General features: G+C 45.7%; 20 protein-coding genes. 7 read left to right on the top strand and 13 right to left on the bottom strand.

Going from position 1 to position 25500, the window contains the following annotated elements; all coding sequences use genetic code 11:
- The first annotated feature begins 154 nt into the window (after positions 1-154).
- The 4 genes from VIG27_RS03440 to VIG27_RS03425 all read left to right on the top strand — a co-directional run bounded on the left by VIG27_RS03440 (position 155) and on the right by VIG27_RS03425 (position 3453).
- Complete coding sequence (locus VIG27_RS03440; protein ID WP_394525227.1) at positions 155-574, top strand: metal-dependent transcriptional regulator; 420 nt, start codon at positions 155-157, stop codon at positions 572-574.
- Between the two features lie 72 nt (positions 575-646).
- Entirely contained in the window at positions 647-1843 is a 1197-nt protein-coding gene (locus tag VIG27_RS03435) for an NADP-dependent isocitrate dehydrogenase (protein WP_394525225.1), read from the top strand.
- A gap of 82 nt (positions 1844-1925) precedes the next feature.
- Positions 1926-2474, top strand: coding sequence for a GNAT family N-acetyltransferase (locus tag VIG27_RS03430; RefSeq protein ID WP_394525223.1), 549 nt, complete (start codon positions 1926-1928; stop codon positions 2472-2474).
- 100 nt (positions 2475-2574) lie between these two features.
- Positions 2575-3453: a LysR family transcriptional regulator gene (locus VIG27_RS03425; RefSeq protein WP_394525220.1), complete on the top strand. Its 879-nt coding sequence runs from the start codon at positions 2575-2577 to the stop codon at positions 3451-3453.
- 89 nt (positions 3454-3542) lie between these two features.
- On the opposite strand, the gene VIG27_RS03420 is transcribed toward VIG27_RS03425, so the two are convergent.
- The 9 genes from VIG27_RS03420 to VIG27_RS03380 form a co-directional block, all read right to left on the bottom strand.
- Positions 3543-4829 carry an aminotransferase class I/II-fold pyridoxal phosphate-dependent enzyme gene (locus VIG27_RS03420; protein WP_394525218.1) on the bottom strand — a complete coding sequence of 429 codons (1287 nt, stop codon included), beginning with the start codon at positions 4827-4829 and terminating at the stop codon, positions 3543-3545.
- Positions 4830-4860: 31 nt separating this feature from the next.
- Entirely contained in the window at positions 4861-6294 is a 1434-nt protein-coding gene (gene gatB, locus VIG27_RS03415; RefSeq protein WP_394525216.1) for an Asp-tRNA(Asn)/Glu-tRNA(Gln) amidotransferase subunit GatB, read from the bottom strand.
- Positions 6295-7791: an Asp-tRNA(Asn)/Glu-tRNA(Gln) amidotransferase subunit GatA gene (gatA, locus tag VIG27_RS03410; RefSeq protein WP_394525213.1), complete on the bottom strand. Its 1497-nt coding sequence runs from the start codon at positions 7789-7791 to the stop codon at positions 6295-6297.
- A gap of 11 nt (positions 7792-7802) precedes the next feature.
- A complete protein-coding gene (gene gatC / locus VIG27_RS03405; RefSeq protein WP_394525211.1) occupies positions 7803-8096 on the bottom strand; it encodes an Asp-tRNA(Asn)/Glu-tRNA(Gln) amidotransferase subunit GatC in 294 nt (97 codons plus the stop codon).
- 15 nt (positions 8097-8111) lie between these two features.
- Positions 8112-9443 carry an aspartate--tRNA(Asn) ligase gene (gene aspS / locus VIG27_RS03400; protein ID WP_394525210.1) on the bottom strand — a complete coding sequence of 444 codons (1332 nt, stop codon included), beginning with the start codon at positions 9441-9443 and terminating at the stop codon, positions 8112-8114.
- A 546-nt stretch (positions 9444-9989) separates the two neighbouring features.
- Positions 9990-11432 (bottom strand): glycosyl hydrolase family 28 protein, encoded by a 1443-nt coding sequence (locus VIG27_RS03395; protein WP_394525208.1) that lies wholly within the window; start codon positions 11430-11432, stop codon positions 9990-9992.
- Between the two features lie 25 nt (positions 11433-11457).
- Positions 11458-13122, bottom strand: coding sequence for an ABC transporter substrate-binding protein (locus tag VIG27_RS03390; RefSeq protein ID WP_394525205.1), 1665 nt, complete (start codon positions 13120-13122; stop codon positions 11458-11460).
- Between the two features lie 40 nt (positions 13123-13162).
- Positions 13163-14080: a carbohydrate ABC transporter permease gene (locus VIG27_RS03385; RefSeq protein WP_394525203.1), complete on the bottom strand. Its 918-nt coding sequence runs from the start codon at positions 14078-14080 to the stop codon at positions 13163-13165.
- A 15-nt stretch (positions 14081-14095) separates the two neighbouring features.
- A complete protein-coding gene (locus VIG27_RS03380; protein WP_394525201.1) occupies positions 14096-15010 on the bottom strand; it encodes an ABC transporter permease in 915 nt (304 codons plus the stop codon).
- Between the two features lie 254 nt (positions 15011-15264).
- Here VIG27_RS03380 and VIG27_RS03375 point away from each other — a divergent pair, with 254 nt between their 5' ends.
- From VIG27_RS03375 to VIG27_RS03365, 3 genes are read left to right on the top strand one after another with little or no spacing between them, the layout of a single operon-like run.
- Entirely contained in the window at positions 15265-17592 is a 2328-nt protein-coding gene (locus VIG27_RS03375) for an AraC family transcriptional regulator (RefSeq protein WP_394525200.1), read from the top strand.
- Positions 17589-19172 (top strand): ABC transporter substrate-binding protein, encoded by a 1584-nt coding sequence (locus VIG27_RS03370; protein ID WP_394525198.1) that lies wholly within the window; start codon positions 17589-17591, stop codon positions 19170-19172. Before VIG27_RS03375 ends, VIG27_RS03370 begins: the two co-directional genes overlap by 4 nt.
- 49 nt (positions 19173-19221) lie before the next feature.
- Positions 19222-19785, top strand: a complete 564-nt coding sequence (locus tag VIG27_RS03365; RefSeq protein ID WP_394525197.1) for a manganese efflux pump MntP family protein — start codon at positions 19222-19224, stop codon at positions 19783-19785.
- Positions 19786-19850: 65 nt separating this feature from the next.
- On the opposite strand, the gene VIG27_RS03360 is transcribed toward VIG27_RS03365, so the two are convergent.
- The 4 genes from VIG27_RS03360 to VIG27_RS03345 form a co-directional block, all read right to left on the bottom strand.
- Positions 19851-20162 (bottom strand): hypothetical protein, encoded by a 312-nt coding sequence (locus tag VIG27_RS03360; protein WP_394525196.1) that lies wholly within the window; start codon positions 20160-20162, stop codon positions 19851-19853.
- A 330-nt stretch (positions 20163-20492) separates the two neighbouring features.
- Positions 20493-21302 carry a polysaccharide deacetylase family protein gene (locus VIG27_RS03355; protein WP_394525195.1) on the bottom strand — a complete coding sequence of 270 codons (810 nt, stop codon included), beginning with the start codon at positions 21300-21302 and terminating at the stop codon, positions 20493-20495.
- The gene (locus VIG27_RS03350) at positions 21299-22348 is read right to left on the bottom strand and encodes a glycoside hydrolase family 88/105 protein (RefSeq protein WP_394525194.1); all 1050 of its coding nucleotides are present in this window, start codon (positions 22346-22348) and stop codon (positions 21299-21301) included. The genes VIG27_RS03355 and VIG27_RS03350 overlap by 4 nt, the downstream gene beginning before the upstream one ends.
- Before the next feature lie 3 nt (positions 22349-22351).
- On the bottom strand, positions 22352-25498 hold the full coding sequence (locus VIG27_RS03345) for a GDSL-type esterase/lipase family protein (RefSeq protein ID WP_394525193.1): 3147 nt from the start codon (positions 25496-25498) through the stop codon (positions 22352-22354).
- Positions 25499-25500 lie beyond the last annotated feature (2 nt).

Genomic DNA, 25500 nt, shown 5'->3' with positions numbered 1-25500 from the left:
CAGATTACCTCCGCAAGTTTCCATATCCTAACATATGCAGCAAGTGAAAATATTGTTCCAATGGAGGATACCGGTATTTCATACTTACAGAATCATAGAACTGCTTATCCTGGAATAGGATTGAATTATGACTACAGGAAAAGGAGACATATGCATGACCCAAGCTGATAATTTCTATACGCTCAAAGGCTATTCTCTTTTGGAGCAGACAAAAATAACCTCCTCCATGGAAGATTATCTGGAGATGATCTGCAGGCTGCATCATGAAAGACATCCTGTCCGGATTAAAGAGCTGGCCGAATGCCTTCATGTAAAGCCGTCATCCGCTTCTAAAATGACCGGGAATCTAAAGAAACAGGGGTTGGTCGCCTTTGAAAAATACGGCACTGTCTCTCTGACAGAAGAAGGCATGGAGCTTGGGGAATATCTGCTGTTCCGCCATAATGTCCTCCACCGTTTTTTTTGCTATATCAATCAAAATACCGATGAATTGGAACAGGTGGAAAAGGTGGAACATTTCATTGATCCCCAAACTGTGTATAATATACAAAAATGGTTGAATAAATTTGCATAGACAGACTTGTACCATGTCCAGTTTTGTCGTATACTATAGCAAAATACCAACATTTATCAGGAGGACAAACACATGGATAAGATTAAGATGACAACCCCCATTGTTGAGATGGATGGCGATGAGATGACCCGGATTCTCTGGCAGATGATTAAAGACAATCTTTTGCTCCCATACATTGACTTAAAGACCGAGTATTATGATCTGGGGCTGAAGCACCGCGATGAGACAAATGATCAGGTAACCGTAGATTCCGCCAATGCCACAAAAAAATACAAAGTTGCCGTCAAATGTGCCACCATCACTCCCAATGCGGACCGCGTGAAAGAATACGATCTAAAAGAGATGTGGAAAAGTCCCAACGGCACCATCCGCGCCATCTTAGACGGAACCGTATTCCGCGCTCCCATCGTTGTCAAGGGAATCGAACCATGTGTGAAAAGCTGGAAAAAGCCGATTACCATTGCAAGACATGCTTATGGTGACGTTTACAAGGGCACCGAGATGAAGATCCCCGGTGCCGGTAAGGTGGAACTTGTCTATACGGCCAAGGACGGATCTGAAGCAAGAGAAACCGTTCATACCTTTCAGGGCGCAGGCATTGTCCAGGGCATGCACAACTTAAACGACTCCATTAAAAGCTTTGCAAAAAGCTGTTTTAAATATGCACTGGATACCAAACAGGATTTATGGTTTTCTTCTAAAGATACCATTTCCAAAAAGTATGACCACACCTTTAAAGATATTTTCCAGGAAATCTTTGAAAAGGAGTATCAGGAGGCATTTGAAAAAGCAGGGATCACCTATTTCTATACCCTCATTGATGATGCGGTTGCCCGTGTCATGAAATCCGAGGGGGGATACATATGGGCTTGTAAAAATTACGACGGGGACGTTATGAGTGATATGATCTCTTCTGCCTTTGGCTCCCTCGCCATGATGACCTCCGTGCTGGTTTCCCCGGAGGGAGATTTTGAGTATGAAGCTGCCCACGGAACCGTACAGCGCCACTATTACAATCACTTAAAGGGCCAGGAAACTTCCACCAACTCCGTAGCAACCATTTTCGCCTGGACCGGAGCATTAAGAAAGCGCGGGGAGCTGGACGGAAACAGCGAACTGGTTTCCTTTGCAGATAAGCTTGAAAAGGCCACCATAGATACCATAGAAGCCGGTGAGATGACAAAAGACTTAGCCATCATTACCACCCTGCCAAACCCAACGGTCTTAAACAGCGAAGCTTTTATCAAAGCCGTTGCAAAACGTCTGTAAAACTGCCTGATTTTGATTGACCGCACAGAAAAAGAAAGCCGCATATCTGCCGCTTTCTTTTTCCTATTCAGGAGGTAACGCCATGAAATTCAAACCGAAAGAAGTCCGATTAAAAAATGGTATTTCCTGCATTTTGAGAAGCCCCGGCCCGGAAGATGCCGCCGCCCTGCTCCTCGCCATGAAAACCGCTTCGGAGGAAACCAATTATTTAGCCCGGTACCCGGATGAAATCGACATCACCATTCCTCAGGAACAGCAATTTTTACATAACTGTCTGAAAAGCAGAAAGGATTTGATGATCTGTGCCTTTGTCCATGGCATACTGGTGGGGAGTGCAGGAATCAATCCCATTGCCCTGCACCAGCGGTATGCCCACCGGGCCTCCTTCGGAATCTCAATCTGCCGGGACTATTGGGGGCTGGGGATTGGGTCCCATCTGCTGTCTGCGCTCATAAGCGGAGCCAAGGAAATCGGTTATGAACAGCTGGAGCTTGAAGTGGTTTCGGAAAACCAGCGTGCCGTGGCCCTTTACCGTAAATTTGGGTTTGAAGCCTACGGAACCAGAGAGCACGCCTTTAAGTACCGGGACGGAACCTACGCTTCGGAATCCTTAATGATGTTAAGGCTTTGATTAAATTCGACATTTTTTACAAAATGTCTGTTCATACCATTATCAAAATGATATAATGAATATTATCATATAACACGTTGGTAATGGAAGGAACTCTATCATGAACTTAAGACATCTTACTATCTTTAAAACGGTGTGTGAGCAAGGAAGTATTACCGGAGCAGCCAAGGCTCTGTCCATGACCCAGCCCGCCATCTCCCACGCCATCAATGAACTGGAAGAATCCGTTGGCTCTCCTTTATTTGACCGTGTATCCCGGCGAGTGGTGATCAACGAAAATGGAAAATTTTATTTGTCTAAAGTCATCCCCCTTCTGGAACTTTATCAGGATTTGGAAAACTACTCCGGCACACTGCACATGCAGGCTCCTCTCCGAATCGGCTCCTGCGTGACTCTTGCCAGCTACTTACTCCCCCAGGCGGTCTCCCGTTTTTCCATTTCCAATCCGGACATCCAGACCAGGGTCACGGTCTCCAATTCCCAGGAGATCACCAGCAAGCTCTTAAAAAATGAGCTGGATATCGGTTTGATTGAAGGTGTCATCACCGATGACCAGCTGGAGAAGATCCCTTTCTCCTCTTATCCTATGGCTGTGATCTGCTCTCCCGTTCATCCACTGGCCAAACGTACCGCCCAGCCCGTCCCATTAGACAGGCTCATCAAGGAGCCTCTGCTGTTAAGAGAATCCGGGTGTACGTTACGGGATACCTTTGATTATGCTCTGGCACTTCACAATCTGTCCGCAGAACCTCTCTGGTCCAGCACCAATTCCGATGTGATTTTACAGGCAGTAAAGCAAAACATTGGAATCGGGATTGTACCGAGGATCTTTGCCGATGAATCCATAAAGCAGGGAGACATCGTTGAGATTGAAGTCAAGGACCTGGAGCTTAGCTGCATGAACCATGTGGTATTCCATAAGGATAAATTCCAGACAGAAGCATTTCAGGCGTTTATTAATCTGGTTCTGTTTGAATAGGATAGAAGGAACTTAATATAGAAAAGAGGCAGGTTGAGAATGGTTTGTTACTTCCATTCCCAACCTGCCTTTTTCCATAATAGTATGGTTTATTTTTCTGCCAGAATCTTATCAATGCTCACGATCTTCACACACAAGACAAACAACTCCATCGCCAAAACCAGATCCTTTAACATCGGATAGGAAGGGGCAATGCGGATATTCCTGTCATAGGGATCTTTGCCATATGGATAAGTGGCTCCGGCATCAGTCATAATAAGACCGGCTTTTTTGCATTTTGTTACAATGGCCTTGGCACAGCCGTTTAAGGAATCAAAGGAAATAAAATAGCCGCCTTTGGGATTGGTCCATTCCCCGATGGCGAGTCCGCCGATCTCCTTTTCCAGAATGTTGATGACGGCCTCGAATTTGGGCCTTATGATATCGGCATGCTTCTTCATATGCTCAACCATTCCATGAATATCCCCAAAGAACCGGACATGGCGAAGCTGATTCACCTTATCATGTCCAATGGTCTGGATCTTTAACTGCTTTTTGATGTCCACCAGGTTGTTCTGGCTGGCCGCAATGGCTGCGATGCCGGAACCGGGGAAGCTTACCTTTGAAGTCGATGCGAATTTATATACAAGATCCGGGTTGCCCGCTCTCTTGCATTCGGCAAGAATCTCAATCAAATGATCCTGGTCATGTTCATATAAATGATGGATAGAATATGCGTTATCCCAGTAAATCCGGAAATCGCTGGCAGCAGGCTCTAAGCGGGCAAACCGCCTTACGGTCTCGTCAGAGTAGGAAATCCCCTGTGGGTTGGAATACTTGGGCACACACCAGATCCCTTTGATGGACTCATCGTTTGCCACCAGTTCTTCCACCATATCCATATCCGGTCCGTCACAGGTCATGGGAACATTGATCATCTCAATCCCGAAATATTCGGTAATCGCAAAATGTCTGTCATATCCAGGGACCGGACAAAGGAACTTTACTTTGTCCAGCTTGCACCAGGGGGTGCTTCCCATGACCCCGTGGGTCATAGAGCGGGAAACCGTGTCGTACATGACATTTAAACTGGAATTGCCGTAAATCAGGATATAATCCGGTGCCACCTCCATCATATCCGCAAGCAGCTCCTTTGCCTCCCTGATGCCGTCAAGAACCCCATAATTGCGGCAGTCGGTTCCGTCATCACAAGTCAAATCATCACTGCTGCTCAACACATCCATCATTCCCATGGATATGTCAAGCTGCTCTGCACTGGGCTTTCCCCTTGACATATCAAGTCTTAAATCCTTTCCCTGAAATTCCTTATACTGTACGGAAAGTTCTTTTTTCAGCTGCTGTAACTCTTCCTTTGTCATCTCAACATACGGTTTCATAGATTCCTTACTCCTCCTCATATAGACTCCATTAACCCAGAAGCTCCTTTAAAATACGGTTGACTGCCGCCGGGTCCGCTTTCCCCTTCATAGACCGCATGGTCTGGCCTACCAAAAAGCCCATGGCTTTCTCTTTTCCGTTATGGTAATCCTCAACGGACTGGGGATTTGCTGCAACGATCCCCTGTATGACCGTTCGCAGTTCGCCTTCATCATTTACAACCTTGAGTCCGTGTTCTTCTACATACTGTTCCGGCTCCACATTCTCTGTAAATATTTTCTCAAAGACCTCTTTGCCCACGGTTCGGTTAATGGTTCCATTATCCACTAACTGAATTAATTTTGCAAGGTTTTCCGGGGAAAAAGACATATTTTCCGGCTCCATCTCATGCTCTTTCAACAGGCGCATGGCTTCCACCATCAGCCAGTTGGCGGCCTCTTTGGCCTTCCCGCAGATGGCAGTCACCGCCTCAAAGATATCCGCCATATGCTTGGAACCGGTGATAATTTCCGCATCGTATTCCGAAAGCTTGTATTCTGTCTGATATCTTGCCATCTTCTCGGTCCGAAGCTCCGGCTGTCTGGATTTAATAGCTTCGATCCATTCATCACTGATCATGATGGGAGGTAAATCCGGGTCCGGGAAATAGCGGTAATCCTTGGCATCTTCCTTGGAACGCATGGCATAAGAGGATTCTTTGTTATCATCCCATCTTCTGGTTTCCTGTGTAACCAGCCTTCCTTCTTCGATCAGCTCGATCTGGCGCTTTCTCTCCCCTTCGATGGCACGGGCGATGGCCTTAAAGGAGTTTAAGTTTTTCATTTCCGTTCTGGTACCGAATTCTTCTGCACCAGCTTCACGCACCGATAAGTTGACGTCGGCTCTCATGGAGCCTTCCTGAAGCTTGCAGTCCGAAGCGCCCAGATACTGGATGATCAGCCTAAGCTTCTCCAAATAAGCGATGACCTCTTCCGCACTTCTCATATCCGGTTCGGAAACAATTTCGATCAAAGGCACTCCGCTTCGGTTAAAGTCGACTAAAGAGCAGTCCTCCCACTCATCATGAATCAGCTTTCCGGCATCCTCTTCCATATGAATCTCGTGGATTCCGATTTTCTTCTTGCCTGCGGCCGTATCAATCTCCACATAGCCATCGTGGCAGATGGGAAGATAAAGCTGGGAAATCTGATAATTCTGGGGATTATCCGGGTAGAAATAATTTTTTCTGTCAAACTTGCAGCGCTGGTTGATCTTACAGTTTGCAGCCAGACCTACAGCAAGGGCATACTCCACCACCTGTTTATTAAGCACCGGAAGAGAACCTGGCATACCGGTACAGACCGGACAGGTATGGGTATTGGGTGCTCCCCCGAATTCTGTCGAACAGGAGCAGAAGATTTTTGTTTTGGTCGCCAGCTCCACATGGACCTCTAAGCCGATGACTGTCTCATACTGTTTGCTCATTTAGTTCTCCTCCCTTCCTGCCATGGCTTTCAAAGCCATCTCCGGCATTTCGTAGGTCTTATCCTGTTCCAATGCATAGCCGGCCCGGAGAATGTTCTTCTCTTTAAAACAATCGCCGATAAACTGAACCCCAATGGGCAGACCTTTCTTATCGGTGCCAAAAGGAACCGTAAGGCCCGGAAGCCCGGCAAGGTTTACGGAAATGGTGTAAATATCTCCCAGATACATCTTCAACGGATCGCTGAGGCTTTCCGAGAGCCTGGGCGCTGTGGTAGGTGCTGCCGGCGAAAGAATCACATCATACTTTGCAAACGCTTCATCAAATGCCTTCTTGATTAATGCCTTGGTTCTCAATGCCTTTAGATAATAAGCATCATAATAACCGGAACTGAGTACAAAGGACCCCAGCATGATCCGGCGTTTCACTTCCGCTCCAAAGCCCTCGGAACGGCTTTTTTTATACATGCCGTGAAGACCTTCATATTCCTTTGCCCGATAGCCGTATTTCACGCCGTCAAAGCGGGATAAGTTGGAGCTGGCTTCTGCGGAAGCAATGACGTAATAGGCAGGTATGGCATATTCCACCATTCCAAGGTCAAAGGTCTCCACGATTGCTCCTTTTTCCTCCAAAACCTTTGCGGCATCTAAGACTGCTTCCTTTACCTCTTTTTCCAGTCCTTCCGTCAGATAATCGGCAGGAATCCCTATTTTAAGCCCCTTCACCTCACCGGTCAGTGCTTCTGTAAACCGGTAATCCTTGCATTCCACGGAGGTACTGTCTTTGGTATCATGAGACGCCAGCACTTCCAATATTGCGGCACAGTCCGTTACGTCTTTTGCCACCGGTCCGATCTGGTCCAGAGAAGAGCCGTAAGCGATCAGGCCATATCTGGAAATGGTCCCGTAAGTCGGCTTTAAGCCTGTGACTCCGCAGTAGGAGGCGGGCTGTCTGATGGAGCCGCCGGTGTCTGAGCCAAGCGCATAAAAGCATTCTGCCGCAGCGACTGCCGCACAGGAACCGCCGGAAGATCCGCCTGGAACATGGTCCGGATTCCATGGATTTCTGGTCACTCCAAAGGCTGAGGTCTCTGTGGTGCTTCCCATGGCAAATTCATCCATGTTGGTCTTTCCAAGGATCACGGCCCCTGCCTTAATTAAGTTTTCTACCGCCTGAGCCGTATAGGTGGGAACGAAATCCGATAGAATCTTGGAGCTGCAGGTAGTCTTTATATCTTTGATACAGATATTATCTTTGATTGCTACGGGAACCCCGGCCAGCGGTCCGGTCAGTTCTCCCCCATCAATCCGTTTCTGTACTTCCTCTGCCTGGCGAAGGGCACGTTCCTCCTCTACCGTAACATAACTGTTGAGCACCGGCTCCATGGCTTTTATCTGGCTTAGAACTGCCTTTACGGCTTCCACAGAGGTTACTTCTTTTTCCTTGATTTTTTTCCCAAGGCCCACGGCCGTAAGGGACAATATTTCTTTCTCCGTCATCTGCGCTCCCCCTAATCCACTGTCTTTGGCACCTTAAAGGCTCCGTCTTTCTTTTCGGGAGCATTCTTTAAGATGTTTTCTCTGTCATCACCGTTTTCCACCACGTCTTCCCGGAACACGTTGTCAATCGGAAACACATGAGACATGGGTAGGATGCCCTCTGTATCCAGTTCATTTAATTTGTCGATATAATCCAGCATAAGGCCCATTTCCTTTTTTGCTGATTCTTTTTCTTCCTGGCTGAGCTCCAGCTTTGCCAGAATCCCAACATACTCAATCGTTTCATCGTCAATGATGTGTGCCATATCTTCTGCCTCCTTCTATGGTTCCAGTCTTGTAACATCTCTTGGGAAAAGAGTCGTCTCTCTGATATTGGCCTCATCAAGAAGCCTCATGGTCAGACGCTCAAGTCCGATTCCCAGGCCGCCGTGAGGCGGCATACCGTACCGGAATATCATTAAATAGGTAGAAATATCTTCCGGATTCATTCCTCTGGACTCCATCTTCTTTACAATGGTGTCATAATCGTGGATTCTCTGACCTCCGGTGGTTATCTCAAGCCCCTTAAACAAAAGGTCAAAGCTCAGGGTAAACCGTTCATCGGCAGGATCATCCATGGCATAAAACGGACGTTTCTTCGATGGATAATGAGTGACGAATACAAAATCACTTCCGCATTCTTCCTTAAAATAACGGCCGATCAACACTTCCTCCTCCGGCTCAAGATCATAAGGGTTTCTGATTTTCCGGTTATATTTTTCTGAAACCAGTTCCTTTGCTTGATCAAAGCGGACCATGGGAATGTTTGACACATCGGGAAGCTGGACCTTTAGCATCTTAAGCTCCGGTGCATACTCCTTCAAAAGCAGGTCAAAGGTATACTGAAGCATACCGGTCTCCATTTCCATAATCTCCACAAAGCTGTCGATATATCCCATTTCAAAATCCATACTGGTGTATTCATTGATGTGTCTTGTGGTATTGTGTTTTTCCGCACGGAAAACCGGAGCCACTTCAAACACCCGGTCATACACACCTACCATGGTCTGTTTATAAAACTGAGGGCTTTGGCCAAGTTCTGCTTTTTTATTAAAATAATCCAGCTTAAATACGTTTGAACCGCCTTCTGCACCGCGGGCTACGATCTTTGGTGTACGAATCTCCGTAAACTTCTGAAGATGAAGGAAATCACGGAATCCCCTTACAATCCCTTCCTGTATGCGGAACTTGGCACGCTCCATGGGATTGCGCAGCGTAATGGGTCGAAGTGCCAGCTTTGTCTCAAGGGAAGTCTTTAATTTCCACTTGCTGATGGCAATGGGCAGCACCTCCGCCGGCTGTGATAACACTTCAATTGCCGTCAAACGGAGTTCAAACCCATGAGGTGCCCGTTCTTCCGCAGATACCACTCCTGTGACCCGAATGGCGGATTCCTCTTTTAAAAGGCTTAAATCAAAATCCGTTTTTCCTTCTTCAAAGACACACTGTACCAGTCCATCTGCCCTGCGGAGGATCACAAATGCCACCTCTCCCATATCCCGGATGGTATGGACCGTGCCTTCCATGCGGATGGTCTTTCCTGCGTAATCTTTGGAACTTACTTCTGAGAGTTCCATTGTTTCTTTCTGTTTCACACCTTTGATGAATTCCATAGTTCTATTCTCCTTACCTAAATGTAATTGCTTTGATTCCGGTGAAGGGTTTTTGACAATAAAATATCCCGTCCCGGAATACAGTTACATATTCCGGGACGGGATTTATATGGCTATAATCTCCCGCGGTACCACCCGCATTGAAACATCTGCAATGAATGCTTCCGTAAAATAAGCTAACGGACCAGCAAATGTCTCCACTCAAACATTTAACGCATGTATACGGATAAACCTACCCATGACACCAAAAATCTTTACGATCCATGGCCGCTTCGGCTTACCGGCTCCGGAGTGTTCCCATAGCCAAGTCCCACATGACGGCGCTCTCAGTCGGTGACGCCCTCTTCCTGTCGAGGTCCATAGGCCAGAGTCTCCTTCTCTGCCTTTTTCGATATCAGCTTTCATTCCTGCAGTATATGGTTTCCTGTTTTTTGAAATTTATAACAGTTCAGCAATTTACCACAATGAATTTTACTTATAATATCACAATCCTTTTTATTCTGCAAGATTTATTTTTCATAAATCTGATGGGAAAGAGGAACATGTTTACGAAATGACGATATCCTCTGTAAAATCTCCAACACGGATTCCGGCCTCTGAAAAATCCTCTGCTTTTTTCCCCCGGATATAAAGATTTTTAATGGTAACACCGGTAACAGGGGATAAGGGGCTGTATCCGCAGATCGCGGACTCAACTTCCCCGCTGCCCCAATACCAGATGTCTTTTAAGGACACTCCCTTGATTTCTCTTCCGGGTTCCGGATTATAATCCGGATTGCATTTTACCTGAAAATCCAGTATTTTACCGTGAGATATCTGCTCGATCCGTATTTTTTCATAGAAAATATTCCTGACTGTGTTCTTATCGCCTGCATTGATGGCAAGACAGCCTAAATATTCCGCCTGGTATTCATGATGTTCCAGTATGTCCAGATCTTCAAAATGTATATCTTCTAAACAATTTCCTTCCTGTTCAAAATCACCATGGGTGCCGATCATGGTAGGATGGGCCACATCAGCCCATAGAGTACAGTTTTTGACCGTGATATGGGAGGTGTCGCCGTTATAAGCCCATCTTCTCCCATATATGGCAATACAGTCATCGGAAGTCCGCAGGAAACAGTCTCTGACCGAGATATTCTGACTGCTCATAATATCAATTCCATCGGACCAGCCTTCACAGCTAAAGGAAGTGATATCCTCCACGCTTATATCCGAAGATCCTCCTATATAGACACTGTAGTGAGGCGGATTAATCATATGAATCCCTTTTACCGTGACATTCCTTGCATGGCTGAGTCTCACTGCATTCAGACCGGAAAACCGTTCAAAACCAGCCAGATACTGACAGCCCTTCCCGAAAATTCTCACATTTTCTGATCTGCTTACAATAAAGGTACCTACAAGAACTGAACCGCCAGCCAGAAACACATTGGTATCCGATGGAATTCTCATTGTACATTCCTCAAGATAATGGACACCAGGACCAAAGTAAATGGTTCTCCCCTTCGGCTTTTTCTCTGCCTCAGCCATCAGCTCCTCCGTTCTGTGAACGGATACCCGGTCCGGACTTCCGGGCAAATATAACGTGTTATCATTGAACGGATCTGGTTCCTGCTCCTCAATTTCTCCGGCAAACAGATGAAGATTATGAAACTGATCCTCATTTACTTCTATGGAAAGCTTTTGGGGCCGGTCCAGCTTGATCCGTATTGTTTTAGAATCATAGTCCGCCTTAACACCGGCATTAAGAGGACGTACCTTCACCTGGTAAATATAAAATATTTCGGGACAGGTAATTTCCAGTTCCACTTCTCCGGTAAAGTAAAAATAAGCCATGGAAGCCGTCCGTACCTCATGCATATCCACCTTGACCTGATAACAGTCTACGTTCTTCCACTCCTTCCCTTCCTGTTCCCTGATCCTTATCTGAAAATCATGCTGTAAACAAGCTCCTTTCGGAGCCGGATAATTTACGATCCTGCTCATATTCCTCTCCATTTAACTGTGTATATTATTTGTTTTTTGAATCCAGATACTCCTGAAGCTGTCTTTTCACCGCTTCCTTGACGGTCTCCATTCCGGCCGCCTGTGCCTTCTTATAGTATTCACCGATTACCTTCTCGGTCTGATCCCCGTAAATGCCATTGGCCAGTGTGGAATAGTACTCGGTCTGTACATTGGTATAGGCCGCATACGCTCTCTTTACTTCCGAATTTTCGCCTGCATTGAATACAAATCCGGCAATGGGGGACTCTGTATAGTTATCAGGCAGATTGACATAGTTTTCATAATAATCCTTGATCTTCTCCGGAAGATTTTTCTCAATCCGGGCATAATTAGGGTTCCATGTCAGCTGATAGCCAGGGAATACATATTTGTTGTCTGCATTTAAGGATTCATACTGGCTGTCTCCTACCGCAGTCCAGTCCTCCCCTTCTATGCCATACTGGAACAGGTCGTGGTTGGCTCTGTTGGAATAGATCCAGTCAAGGAACTTCATGGTCTGGTCGATTTTGGTGGAATAGTAAGGAATACACAAAAAGTTGTTGGTGGTTAAGTTGTTTTTTACGATCTTATCCCTCTTCTGCTCTACCTCATCATACAGGAATACTTCTACATTATCCTTTATTCCTGTAAAATTTTCAATTTCTCTCGCTACTTCCCCATAGCCGTCCAGGGCGCCTTCCACTGCTGCCACCTTTCCGGTATAGAATAAGTTCTTTTTGGCATCCTGCTCTACGTTTGAGTCCTTCTGCACATAGGGCTTCCACGTTTCTGCCAGTTCCACATAGCGGGCATCCATATAATTGGTATGAAACGGTTCCGGGAATTCTGCAAATGCCTCATCCGGATCACCGATTCCTGCTACCGCCAGCACTTTCGTTCCTTCTTCATTCAGCAGCGCCTGGATCTCCATGGTCGCATTGGCGCCGGTGTTTGGAATGCCAAATATGTGATTGGCCCTTCTTGTCAGCTCTCTGTCCTGGAACTTGAAAAATCCACGTTCTGCCAGACCGATGGGAGCCACCAGGCCTTCCTCTGCCTTATGTTTTTCCATTGCATCACAATACTGGCGGAAGGTATCCAAATCCCTGACCTCCGGCAGGTGATACTTTTCTCTTAAATCCTTTCTGATAAAGAAGCAAAAGGACTGGTCATCTGCCACCTCATAGAGAGGCACCGTATAAATTGCCCCGTCAGGTTCTCTTACCTGACCAATCACCGATTCCGGGAACGCTGCCTTTAAGCCTGGATATTCATCATTATTAAAGTACTTGGAAATGTCCGCATAAGCACCTTCATTCTTCATTTTGGATAAATTCATCCAGTAAGCATCAAAGACAAGATCTGCCTCCTGCTTGTTCTGAATCAGCAGCGGGATGTTCTGGATATAATCAGATGCCGGCGACCATACAAAGTCCAGCTTTGTATTAAGGGTGTCCTTTGTCTGTTCATAAAACTTATTTAGAACCTTATCCTGATTCTCCGCGCCGCCGAACATATAGATCTTAAGAGTCGTTTCCGGCACCTGGCCGCTGCTTTCCGCTGTTTTACTGACGCTTTCCGGGTCCTTCGCTCCGTCCCCCGTGTTTTTTGAACTGCTGCATGCTGTGACTGAGACTGCAAGAGCCGCTGTAAGAGTCATTGCAGCCAGTCTTTTTAAATTTTTTTTCATTTTAATCCTCCTTTTATTTCAATGCCGATTTGCCGGCTGGTTACCCTTTTACGGAACCTACCATAATTCCTGAGGTGAAATATTTCTGGACAAATGGATATGCCAGCACAATGGGTCCGATTGTTACCATTGCCGTAGCAAGTTTTATGGTCAGACTGGGGACTGTCTCTCCCGTACCGGCCGAAACGCCCATGGCAGCCATCTGCCTGGTGAAGTCTGCATCCCGCATCATCCTCATGATCAGATACTGAAGAGGGAATTTTTCCGGAGTATCAATATATAGCATGGCCTGGAACCACTGGTTCCAATAGGACAGTGCATAGAACAGGCCTACCGTGACAAGAGCCGGAACCGCACATGGCACCACGATTTTAAACATGATGGTGATTTCACTGGCTCCGTCGATCCGGGCCGATTCCATAAGAGAATCAGGAATTGACTGGAAGAAATTCCGCAGCAGGAACATATTCCAGGGAACAATCAGCACCGGCAGAATCATCACCCATATGGAATTACGCAGATGCAGATACTGGGAAATCAGCATATAGGTTGGTACAAGCCCTCCGCTGAACAGCATGGTGAAATATACAAAAAAATTGATTATCCTGCCGTGGCGCAGCTTGCCGCTTGCCAGGGGATACGCCAGCATAGTGGAAAAAAGCAGGCTTAAAGCGGTCCCGGCTGCCGTAACAAAAATGGAAACACCATAAGAACTGATGACCTGACCGCCTTTAAATACCGTTTTATAAGCTGCCAGTGACCATTTTTGAGGAAACAATGAGAATCCGTTTTTTGCCAGGATCATTTCATCGGTAAAGGACCCAACGAGCACGTATAAAAAGGGCAGTATACATAAAAGAGCAAACACTGCGGTAAATAAATAGCAAAAGATTACAAGCGCCCTGTCCTTCCCGGACATTTTCATCTTCCGCTTCCTGCCTGGTATAATATTTGACATCTTCCTTCCCTCCTTTTAAAATATTGCAGAATCCGGTTCGATGCTTCTCGCCAGTTTGTTCGCACAATAGACAAAAACAAATCCCAGTACGGACTGGAGCATCCCGGTGGCTGTGGCCATACCATAGTCCTGAAGATTCCTCATGGAACGGAGAACATAAGTATCAATTACATCGGTTGTAGGAAACAGCAGGGAATTATCACCCACCAAAGCATAGATCATACCAAAATCACCATAAAAGATCCGCCCTACACTAAACAGTGTCATGAGAATAATGGTAGGCCGCAAGATAGGAAGCGTGATCCTGGTGATCTGGCTCCATCTGGAGGCACCATCTATGCTGGCGGCTTCATAGATTCCTGTGTCAATGCTGGTTATGGAGGCAATATAGACAATTGCACTGTAACCGGCCCCCTGCCATATTTTCAAGAATACCAGGAGCGCAGGCCAGACTTTAGGGGAAGAAAACACCTTCAGTTCGATTCCGAATCTGGCAAGCATCATCGTAATGATCCCATTTTCTCTGTTTACAAAGGAATAAAGAATCAGATAGATCACTACCCAGGAGATGAAATAGGGAAGCAGGGAAATGGTCTGAGCAATCCTTTTGTAATGGCGCTGCCTTGTTTCATTGAACATAATTGCCAGTGCGATTGCAAAAACAGTTGAAAACAGTATAAATAAAATGTTTAAGTATAAGGTATTGGCTGTTACCTTATAGATGTCTCCTGTCTGAAACAGGAATTTAAAGTTTTCGATTCCATTGAACTTGCTTCCGAAAATCCCCTTTATCATGTTGAAATCCTGGAATGCAATGATCAATCCCGCCATTGGTATGTAACAGAAAATAATAAAGAAAATAATTCCTGGCAGTGTCATCAGATACATCATCTTATTCTTACGCAGTTCCTGAAAAAAAGTTAATTTCATGAAAAACCTCCCTCTCCATTGTTGATTACTCCCATAGTTTACAATGAACAAAATGCACAAAACAAGTCTAAGATTATGACCTTGTTTCCATCATATTATTTTATATATTGGGAAACAGAAAGAAAAGTTTATCAAAAATCCTTTTTTTGGTCCAAAAATAGAATCTCTGATATTTAATACTATTGAAAAAAAAGGAAGATACACTATAATAGATAAAAAGTGAATCAAACGCAGTTACAAGATGGGGGCGGCAGATGAAACCGTATATCAGAAAAATCACAAAAAGGATTCAATCCAAATCTTTTTTTTATAATATTATGTTTACTTTTCTCTTTGGCAGCGCATTTTTACTGATTTCCTTTTCCCTGCTGCTGACTTCCTTCCTCACACAGAAAACCATTGACGATTTGAACAAATCGGCACAGTATTCCATTGATCAGGCCTATATCACAATCAATAATACGTTAAGCACCTGTTATAAAAATTTTGCCGGCCTGAAAAGAGAACTGGCCATCAATCAAGCCCTTTTTTCGGATCACCTTTCAAGCCTTGAAGAATATCAAGTCTCTTTGCTGCTGGAAAATATGACAGATGCCAATAAATGTGTAGATTCTGCTTATATAATAAACAGGAACGCAAATAAGGTATATACCAGTCAGGGATATATTTCTGACATTGATTCTTTCTATGATAAGGATGCAATCAGCCTTTGGAAGCGGTATAATCCGATGTCTCCCGATGCATTTATCCCCAGAACCACAAATTATACCAGGCTGGGGACTGTATACACCTATCATTATATTACTCTTGTTTATACACAGAAAAACAATCAGAATGAGAATGACGGTGCACTGATCGTAAATATTTCCCAGGAAAAGCTCCTGGACCAGCTCGCACTGGAACCACAGTTGAAAGACGGCATCTATATTATCACCCAGTCCGGTACGATTGTATGGAATAAAGACATTGGCTCAAACGGCAGATCCATTGAGGAAAGTGAGGCATCCAAAGCCATTATTTCCGAGAATAAAGACATTACCATGAAGGGGATATTCCAGGGACAGGAGTGTATCATAAACAGCAGGAGGGCACCTTCACTGCGGTTTATATTTGTAAGTGCGGTCCCTTTATCAGGCATCCACGCACAGGTTTCCTATATCAGGAATACAGCACTTTTACTTATTTTAGCCACACTGATTGTCACACTGTTGTTTTCCATATTATTTTCCAGAAAGATTTACTCCCCCATCGCCGGAATGATCCGCGGACTGCAAAAAGACAATATCCCGGACCCCCATAAATCCCAACTACCCCAAAGCGATTTAGATTATCTTGGCAGCACTCTAAACCACTTAAAGCAGCAGATCAAAAGCCTTGATTATGACGTGAAAAAGCTGTCTGTCGTCAACAGCCGTGAGATTTTATTTCATCTTGTTTCCGGGGATTATGACTCTGAGGATATCTGCCGGGATAAATTAAGCAGCTGCGGGATTGTCTTTGACAAACCATTGTTCGTAGCCCTCATCATTTCCTTTGATGATTATAATGATATTGTAAAAAAGACCTTGAGAGAGGATATATCCACCTACCATTATTCCATATTAAACATTGCACAGGAACTGCTCTCTGAACGTTACGATGTAATCACCAGCGAAGCTCCCTTCAATTACGTCTTCCTGATTCTTAACTGCCAGGAACCGGCACAAGAACAATGGATTCGCCTGACTCTGCAAAAGATCAATGATGTCATGATGGAATACGTGAAACGAAGTGCTTCTTTTGGAATCGGAACGTATGTCCAAAGCCTTATGGATATTAATAAGAGTTTTATAAAGGCTTTTTCCGCTTTATCTTACCGTATGGTAAAAGGCGCTTCCTCCATCATCTTTTACGAAGAGATCGCAGCCAAAGAGCATATGGTCTATGATTATCCTTCCGAAGAAGAAAAATCCTCTGTGATTGCCATCCGTGGAAGGAATACGGAAAATATGAAACGGGCGGTTGACCGGTTCATGGAAAAGATTGCAGAAACCAGCATTGATAATATTAATATGGCTGTCTCCCAGCTATTGATTACCTGGAATCAGATCTTAAAAACCATACACCAGGATGATCTAAGCCCCGTTACTTACCAGCAGACCCTGCAGCAGGTAAATAACTGCAGCAATCTGGAAGAAGTAAAAGAAATCCTATACAGCTACGCACTGGTGCTGATCCAGTTAAAAAACTCCGAACTCCATAATAAAAATGTGATCCTTATGAAACAGGCTGTCCAATATATGAATGAAAATTTTTCCAATCCTGATTTAAGCATTGAAATGATTGCAGAATCCATCGGACTGTCTCCCAGTTATACCAGCACGTTATTTAAGGAGATGAACCAGATATCTCCCGGGGAGTACATCACAAATATCCGTCTGAAAAAGGCAAAGGAATTATTGGAGACCACTGATAAAAGCGGAAAAGAAATCGCCGCATTAATCGGCTATGATTACCGTTATTTCTATACGGTGTTCAAGTCCCGCATTGGAATGACGGTAAAGGAATACAGGAAAATGTCCGGAAACGAGGAAATGACATGAAAAGAACCGCAAAACTTCTGCTCTTTCTGATATTTTTATGCAGCCTTCTGACAGGCTGCGATGATAAAAATGATGCCTCTCCAAATGATCAGGAAAAAGTGGTCACAATCCTATTCCGTGGGGAAGTTTCTCATGTTGAACCGGTGCTGGAAGAATTTTACCGCCGTTCCTATGATAAGCTCCGCCTGCGTCTTAATATTGAGACCATTCCTCCTTACACCTATTCTGACGAGCTGGCCTCCAGACTCAATGCTTCTGAAGATGCTGATCTGGTCTTTGACGCACCATGGAACGGAATGAGCACCCAGATCTCAAACAAAATGTATATGGATCTGGAAAAGTACTTTAATAATGATGCTTACCCCAATTTAAAGCGGGCTTTTCCCCCGGAATACCTGGATGCCAACCGCTTTAACGGAAAATTATACGGCATTCCCCTTACCAAAAGACATCTGGATGTTTCAGGCATCTATTACAGGAAAGACTTGCTGGAGCAATATAAGCTTGGTTTCAATGAAATCACCAGCCAGGAGGAGCTTCAGAAGTATTATGATGCCGTGTTAGCTGACAGCAGGGACATCTACCCCTTCGCTTCCAGCAAACGGGGATTTTTTCTCACCCACCGTCATTCCATTGATCTTATGCAGAACCATGTTTACCCCATTAACGGCTGGACCGATACCCTGTTTCCAGGATATATCGTACTCTCTCCCGATGAGCGGAAAGTGGAAGATGTGGTATTTCTAGGAGATGACGATGCAAGGTTCTCGGCTTTAAATACAAAATACAATTATGACTTTATGAAATCTGAATTCCGTACCCTGGCCCAATGGAACCAATACATTCATCCTGACAGCATGGCTCTGACCAATTCAAAGGAGCTGTTCCTCTCCGGACAGGCAGCTTCCTTTGAATCAACCATAAGCAGCCAGAGTGATCTTCACGATACGTTAAAGGCTTTCATTCCGAATGCCGAATGCGGATTCTTTCCCGCAGATGAGCTATTTAACTCCTCAGACTTAAAACCAGGTGCCATTCCCTCCAATATGGATGCGTGGAATTATTTATGTATTCCCTGGTATTCCAAACATGCGGATGAGGCCATGTCCTTTCTTGACTGGCTCTTCTCCAGCCAGGAGAATGTGGATCTCTTTGAGCTTGGCAGAGAGGGTTATGACTGGATTGCCACCTCGGATAAGGAATACCTTCCTTTGGGCAATCCCAAGTTAAAATATTCCATTCCCTCCTATGAACTGACCTGGAATCCCAATTTCAGCCGTACCCCCGCCTCCTTTAGTCCTAAAGAAAAGAAACTGCTGGAGTACACCGCGGACCTTAGGAGCTATCGAGTCTCACCGTTGGCAGGCTGGACACTGGATACGAAAAACATTGCTGTTGAGGTATCCCGGCTGACTGATTTATATTCCCGTTATTTTACCCCCTTTTATGAGGGACTTTACGGAGATGATACGGACAAATACATAGAAGAATTTTGCCGGCTGTCCGGCGAGATGGGACTGGAAACCGTACGGAAAGAAATAAAGACACAGGTGCAGAACTATCTGGATAAAGGGTTCTAGCCTCTCCTGCCCAAGGCATATACTTATCTATGAATTAAGGAGAATCCCCATGAACTTTATTGAACTGTTTCTGATCGCGGCAGGCGTATCCATGGATGCCTTTGCCGTTGCCGTCTGCAAAGGATTAAGCCTGAAAGAAATGAGCTGGAAAAACGCATTCATCATTGGTCTTTATTTTGGCGGTTTCCAGTCAGGTATGCCTTTTTTAGGCTACCTTCTCGGATCACAGTTCATGGACGCTATCAATGCCTTTGACCACTGGATCGCTTTCATTTTACTGGGCAGTATTGGATTAAACATGATCAAGGAAGCCTTTTCTCCGGGTCTTGATGACTGCGGAGATAGTTCCCTGCATCCAAAACAGATGTTGATGCTGGCCGTGGCCACCAGTATAGATGCCTTGGCCGTTGGTGTTACTTTTTCTTTTCTTAAAGTTCAGATCTTACCGGCAATCATCCTTATTGGAATTACCTCCTTTGTACTCTCCGCTCTGGGTGCCAGACTGGGAAACCGCTTTGAAGCACAGTTTAAATCAAAGGCAGAATTCTTCGGAGGTCTTATTCTGATTTTTATGGGAACAAAAATTCTTTTGGAGCAGACCCTTGGCGGTTGATGATTTCCCCCAGAGAAAAAGGAGGGCACAAAAAGCATACCAGCTTTTGTGCCCTCCTATGTAATTTAACTTGCTCTCTCAAGCAAGCCTCTGCGTTCCATCTCTTCTTTGTAGACCAAATAATTGCCTTCCTGCATGTTGAGAAAAGACTTATAAAAGATTCCGTAAAAAAAGATTGCCATTAGCTTCCCACGGCGGCTTCTTTCGGAGGCTTTGTAAAGATTCATCAACTGCTTATCATTGATTTTCCCTTTTGCGATCCTTTTCTTAATGCTGTTTTGACTGATTTTTCCTAATAAGCTGGTATACAGATTAAAAACAAACATAACAATTGCAATAACTGCAATTAGTAGAAGAATTTGCAATAATGTGTTCATAATAATTTCGTTTCCTTTCCATAATATGGTTATATTTATAACATATTGTCCCTTATATGTAAATATTTTGTTTCTAATCCTGCTACGTTATTTTTCTCAATTGTTACAGGCATACTGTATCAAGTGCCTAATCCTATTGCTGGCTCGTCCTTTCTGCCATGTTTTTGTATATCACCAGATTCCATTTATTTGTAATGCCCATACACCACAAAAAAGAGCTTCTTTAAGGTCCCTGTTATAAGACTCTTAAACAAGCTCCGGTTGCTATTTTAGCCGTTTCATTTGTTTTAATTGATATTGGTTTTTGGGACAATCTCAGGAGAAAAAGCCTTATAATACAATCAGCTTACCTCCTGGAATTTCCACCTGCCTTCCATCAATGCTCACCCATACACTGATGGCGGATGGATTGCAGACCGTGGTCCCGTCAATGGTAAATTTCAAATTGGCAGCGGCTTTCATATAATCCACGATCTCAATGTTGGTGGCATACCAGATATCATCTCTTCCTCCCACCAGTCTGCAGAATTCTTCCATTAGCTCCCAGTTATCATCTCTTGGGAATTCATAGCTGTGGCCCCATACATACATCATATAGAGATACTGGGTTTTAAAAAGCTCTACGAAACGTTTTCCATTTTCCAGTAAATTATGGTTATGATGACAGGTGGATTTCCACACCAGGTAATTTTCCGGCATGGCAAAATCATCAGTGCTCCCTACGACTCTGCAGTATTCAATGCCAAGCCCCGGAAGCATATCCACAATTTCCTTTGTGTAGGAGCCGTTGGGATAGGACATTCCTCTCACCGGGTAACCGGCAACACGTTCCAAAGCCCGCCGGTCCTCTAATATCTGTAACGCCACCTGTGGGAGCGGACATCTTGCTATGGTCGGGTGGAGCACCGTATGGCAGGCAATCTCATGACCTTTGTATACATCCTTCCATTCCTCCGGCTTCAGACGGTTTTCATTGTCTGTAAGGCCTGAATTGACATGGAATGTGGCTTTGATGCCATTTGCGTTAAAGATATCCACCAGCCGTTTGTCTTCCGTCCGTCCGTCATCGTAACTCATGGTAAGAACTTTGTGCTTTCCCTCCGGAAAGCATGTGTAAATATTTTTTAATGGCTCCATCATAATGCCCCATCTCCTGTTATGTTATCATAATTGAATACTGCGGCAAAGAATGCCAAAGCCATTCCCTGCCCCCAGCCCTGAATCCATTTTTTTGAAATATTCCGGTACCCCTCCCGGTCCTTCATCACGGCGGTTCCTCCCGATACATCCGTCAGTCTTCCGTCCGTTGTCACATGGGACAAAACGCCTTGTATGGACTTTTCGATGTATTTTATATGGAGAGGATTTCCTTTGATTGTCATGGCTGCGGCAATGCCGGCGGAGGCGGACAGTTCCTCATAGGATTCCTCATCATCAACAATGGTTCTCCAAAGGCCGTTTTCCGTCTGTAACAGCTTTAAGGCGGAAAGCTGCTCATTTAAGCTGCCTACGATCTCCAAATACTGGGGATATAAGTAGCATTTTGGAAGGATACGGCCTACCATGCTCATGGTATAGGCAGCCCAGCAGTTGGCTCTGCCCCAGTAAATGCCGGACATATGATCTTTGGTGATGTTGTTGTAGCCGTGATACCATAAACCGGTTTTCTCATCCTGAAGATACTGGATATGCCAGTAGTACTGATTAAGGGCATCCTTGATCACTTCTTCCTCTTTTGTCTTCACTCCCACTCTCAGAAGAAAGAAGGCGGCCATAAATAACGTGTCTGCCCAGCACTGCTCCGGGAAATCATTGTCTGCGGATACCGTATGCTGGAGCACGTTATCTCCGAAACGCAGGGCCTCCTCTCTTAAATACGCAACCTTGGAACGTATAATATCCATATAGGACTCCTCTTTGGTGGCTTCATAAAGAGTCAGGAGACAGTGGCCCATGGCACAGGTATTCACCGTCCACGCCGGAAGTCCCAGGCGGATCAGTTCATCCACACGTTCCTTTAAAAACTCCAAGTAGCTTTCTTTTTTGGTGATCTCATAAGCTTGTGCAATGCCGTAATAGGCCACGCCGCAGGGCCAGTCCCAGGACATATCCATTCGTTTGGTCCGTTCCACGATGCGGTCCATGGCATCCTCTATTTCTGCCCTGTCAAAGTTCAGCTTTCCCATTTGCTATCCCTCCCCGTTTTCCTCTATTATAATTGATTTTAAATGGTCTGCCAATATGCCGGCATACTGATCCGCGCCGAATTCCGACAGATGGACCAGGTCTTTCCTGTATAATTTTCTGGCCTCTGCTTCTCCGGCTTTTTCACAGAATTCCTCCGTGAGACGGTACATATCCACAAAAGGAATCCCCTCCTTTTTCGCATACCGCTCCATCGCTTCCCGGTATGCGGGCAGCTTTCCTGCGATCTCTCCTTTTTCCCCTTCCCGGTTTTCCTCACATGGACATAAACAGACAGGGGATATGAGAACCGGCACCGCGCCCTTTTCCCTGGCGGTCTTTGCATACGTTTCCAGATATTTTGGAAAATCTGAAACTGGGACATACCGCTCCGGTTTCCCCTCTGCTGCATCGTTGTGGCCGAACTGGATGAGAAGAAAATCTCCTTCTCTTATCTGATTTTTTATATCTTCCAGACGGCCTTCCTCTAAAAAGGTTTTTGAGGACCTGCCTGCCATGGCACAATTATCCACGATGAGATGTCTGCTTTCATAACGCCTTTCATTGGAAAACCGGCACCCGGCCCGTCTGCTGATCTCATACCGGTTGCCGGTGTCCATATGCTCCAGAAGTCTCTCACCCATGCCGGTGCTGGGACGTTCCTCTTCCTGATAGGTCTGGTTGATGGAATCCCCGGCCAGAAACAGAACCGGTTTCCGCTTCATATAAGGAAGCACACGGCCAAAATCCATATCAGAAGCATAGTAAAACTTTGGATAGCAGGGCTGGTTGTAGCAGTTGTTCTGCCAGGCAACCCCGCACCGGTACTGGGTGTCATGCATCAGGGTAAACAGCTTATGGTCTGTAACCTGGGGATTGGTATAAATCCTGATGGCCCGGCTGTCTTTTGTACGCAGCAGAAGCTCTTCCCTGAAATCCCCGAAAATATCAGCCACCAGACAGGGATTTCCCTTCGTTCCGTTATTGGTATTTGTATTTTCCGGGACCAGCATGATGCCGTGGGTAAAATCATTGATCACTCCGGTGGGGGACTGTTTCAAATAATCTTCTCCATCAATGATCTGGGTGGTTAAATCGCCTGCCCAGCGGATGGACATATTGGTGCCCAGTGTCTCCTTTTTTAAAAGAGTTCCATGGCAGTCATAGGTGCCCACCCCGTTGACCCAGCATTGCAGTCCTCTGGCTTTTGGAATCACATCTCCGATCATACAGCGGCCCAGATCCTTTTGGGCGTATTCTCCGAATAAAACCCGTCCGCTTTCCGCATCCCTGAGTGCATAGCCGTAAGGTGCATGTTCCGCACCTTCAAATACATTGAAGATCTCATACCCCGGACGGTCGGGGTCAATGTCTGCCACGTGCATGGCATCTCCATGGCCAAGCTTTGCCGCCTGACCGTTTGGCAGCTTATCTTTGGAGCTGTAAAGCAGGCTTCCGTCATGGTCCAGGCACGCCCCCCCGTAGATGATTTCCATGAATCCGTCCCCATCCACGTCACAGACGGAAAGGGAATGATTTCCCTGACCTGCAAACGCTCCGTAGACCGGATCTGTTCCGTTTTCTGCCTGCAACGTGTCATGAAAGGGATTATTCATGGGCACAAATCCGCTGTCCACGGACCATACCTGCTCCAACCGGTTTTCAAAGAATTGATAGGCAGCAACGGCTGACCGGGTGTAATATCCACGGCAGACAATGAGATAGGGCCGTCTGCCGTCCAGATAGGCGACCCCAGATAAAAACCGGTCCACCCGGTTGCAGGGCTCTATCCGCTTTCCTGCATAATCTCCCCACATAAGCCCGTCATCCACCCGGTCAAAGGGAAAATTTATGGTTTCCAGTTCTCTTCCGTCTCCCGAAAACATGGTCAAATACTCCGGTCCTTTATAAATAAAGCCTTCAAATTCCCGGAGTCTGTTTCTGGGATTTTTGGAAGGAGCATAAACATCCAGAAAATAATCCACCAGACGCTCTGCATCCTCCTGATTCAACGGATATGCTGCCATTGGCGGTATCTGAAAACATTCTTCCAAGGTCTTTGGCCAGCGCCCCGCCCGGACCTCCGGGTGATCCTGCCAGGTACGGAAGGTTTCCACCAGATGGAGACGGTAGGTTTCTGAGCTGCATACATAGGAATCCTCATGGCTGTATCCAGCTTCCAAATCTTCTTCCGGCATGGTGATATAATACGTTTCCAGTTCTTTTCCATCCGCTCCATACCGGGTCATACGGGTTCCCGGAGCAGTTTTAAGCGCCATTTCCGCTTTCCCGTCTCCGTTAAAGTCATAGCACATAAATTGGGTATAATGGGCACCGGCCCGGATATTGGGTCCCAGATTTAACCGCCACAAGAGGGTTCCGTCAAGCTTATAGCAGTCGATATAGCACTGGCCCGTATATCCTTTGATGGAGACGTCCTGGGAATTGGAAGGGTCCCATTTGACAAGGAATTCATAATCTCCGTCTCCATCCACATCACCCACAGACATGTCGTTGGCTGAATAGGTGTAGACTTCTCCCGCCGGAGTCACACCTGGGTCCGGTTTTTTAAGGGGAAGATCCAGATATCCCCCATCCCATACGGTCACCGGTTCACAGGCTTTATCTTCCTCCCCGTTTAATACGGCTGCCACCTGATAGCTTGACTCCCGGTTTCCATCCGGGTCTAAGTAGTTGGTGCTGTCCGTAACATAGCCGACCGGCTTTCCGTCCCGGTACACCATAAAGTTTGCTCCGGTCAGTCTTTTTCCCGTTTCCTCATATCCGGTCACTTCGGTCAGAAAAAATCGCCAGCTTAAAAATATCCCGTTTCTTGTTTCTACTGCCACCAGCCCCCGGTTAAGAGTCTCTAACTGTTCCTCCAAAAAGAATCGGACCGGAGTCACAAGCGTCTCAGCTTCTTCACATTTCCCGTCTTCCAATACCGGGCAAACCCGGAAATAATGAGGAATGGAGGGAGCCTTATTTAAATGGAACTGCTGTGTTTCATGGGCCGGAATTTCCGCCATCAGCCGGTAATTTTCCCCCTCGGTTTCCCGGTCAGACCAATAGACCCTGGATGCTTTTGCACCCTGTTTGATTTCCCAGGCAATGGTGACCCCTTCCCTGGTTAAAGATATTATTTTTATCATGT

The organism is Lacrimispora sinapis, from assembly GCF_043633585.1.
GTDB classification, from domain to species: Bacteria; Bacillota; Clostridia; order Lachnospirales; family Lachnospiraceae; genus Lacrimispora; species Lacrimispora sinapis.
The sequence above is the reverse complement of the archived record's forward strand: the minus strand, read 5'-3'. Positions and strand labels throughout refer to the sequence as shown.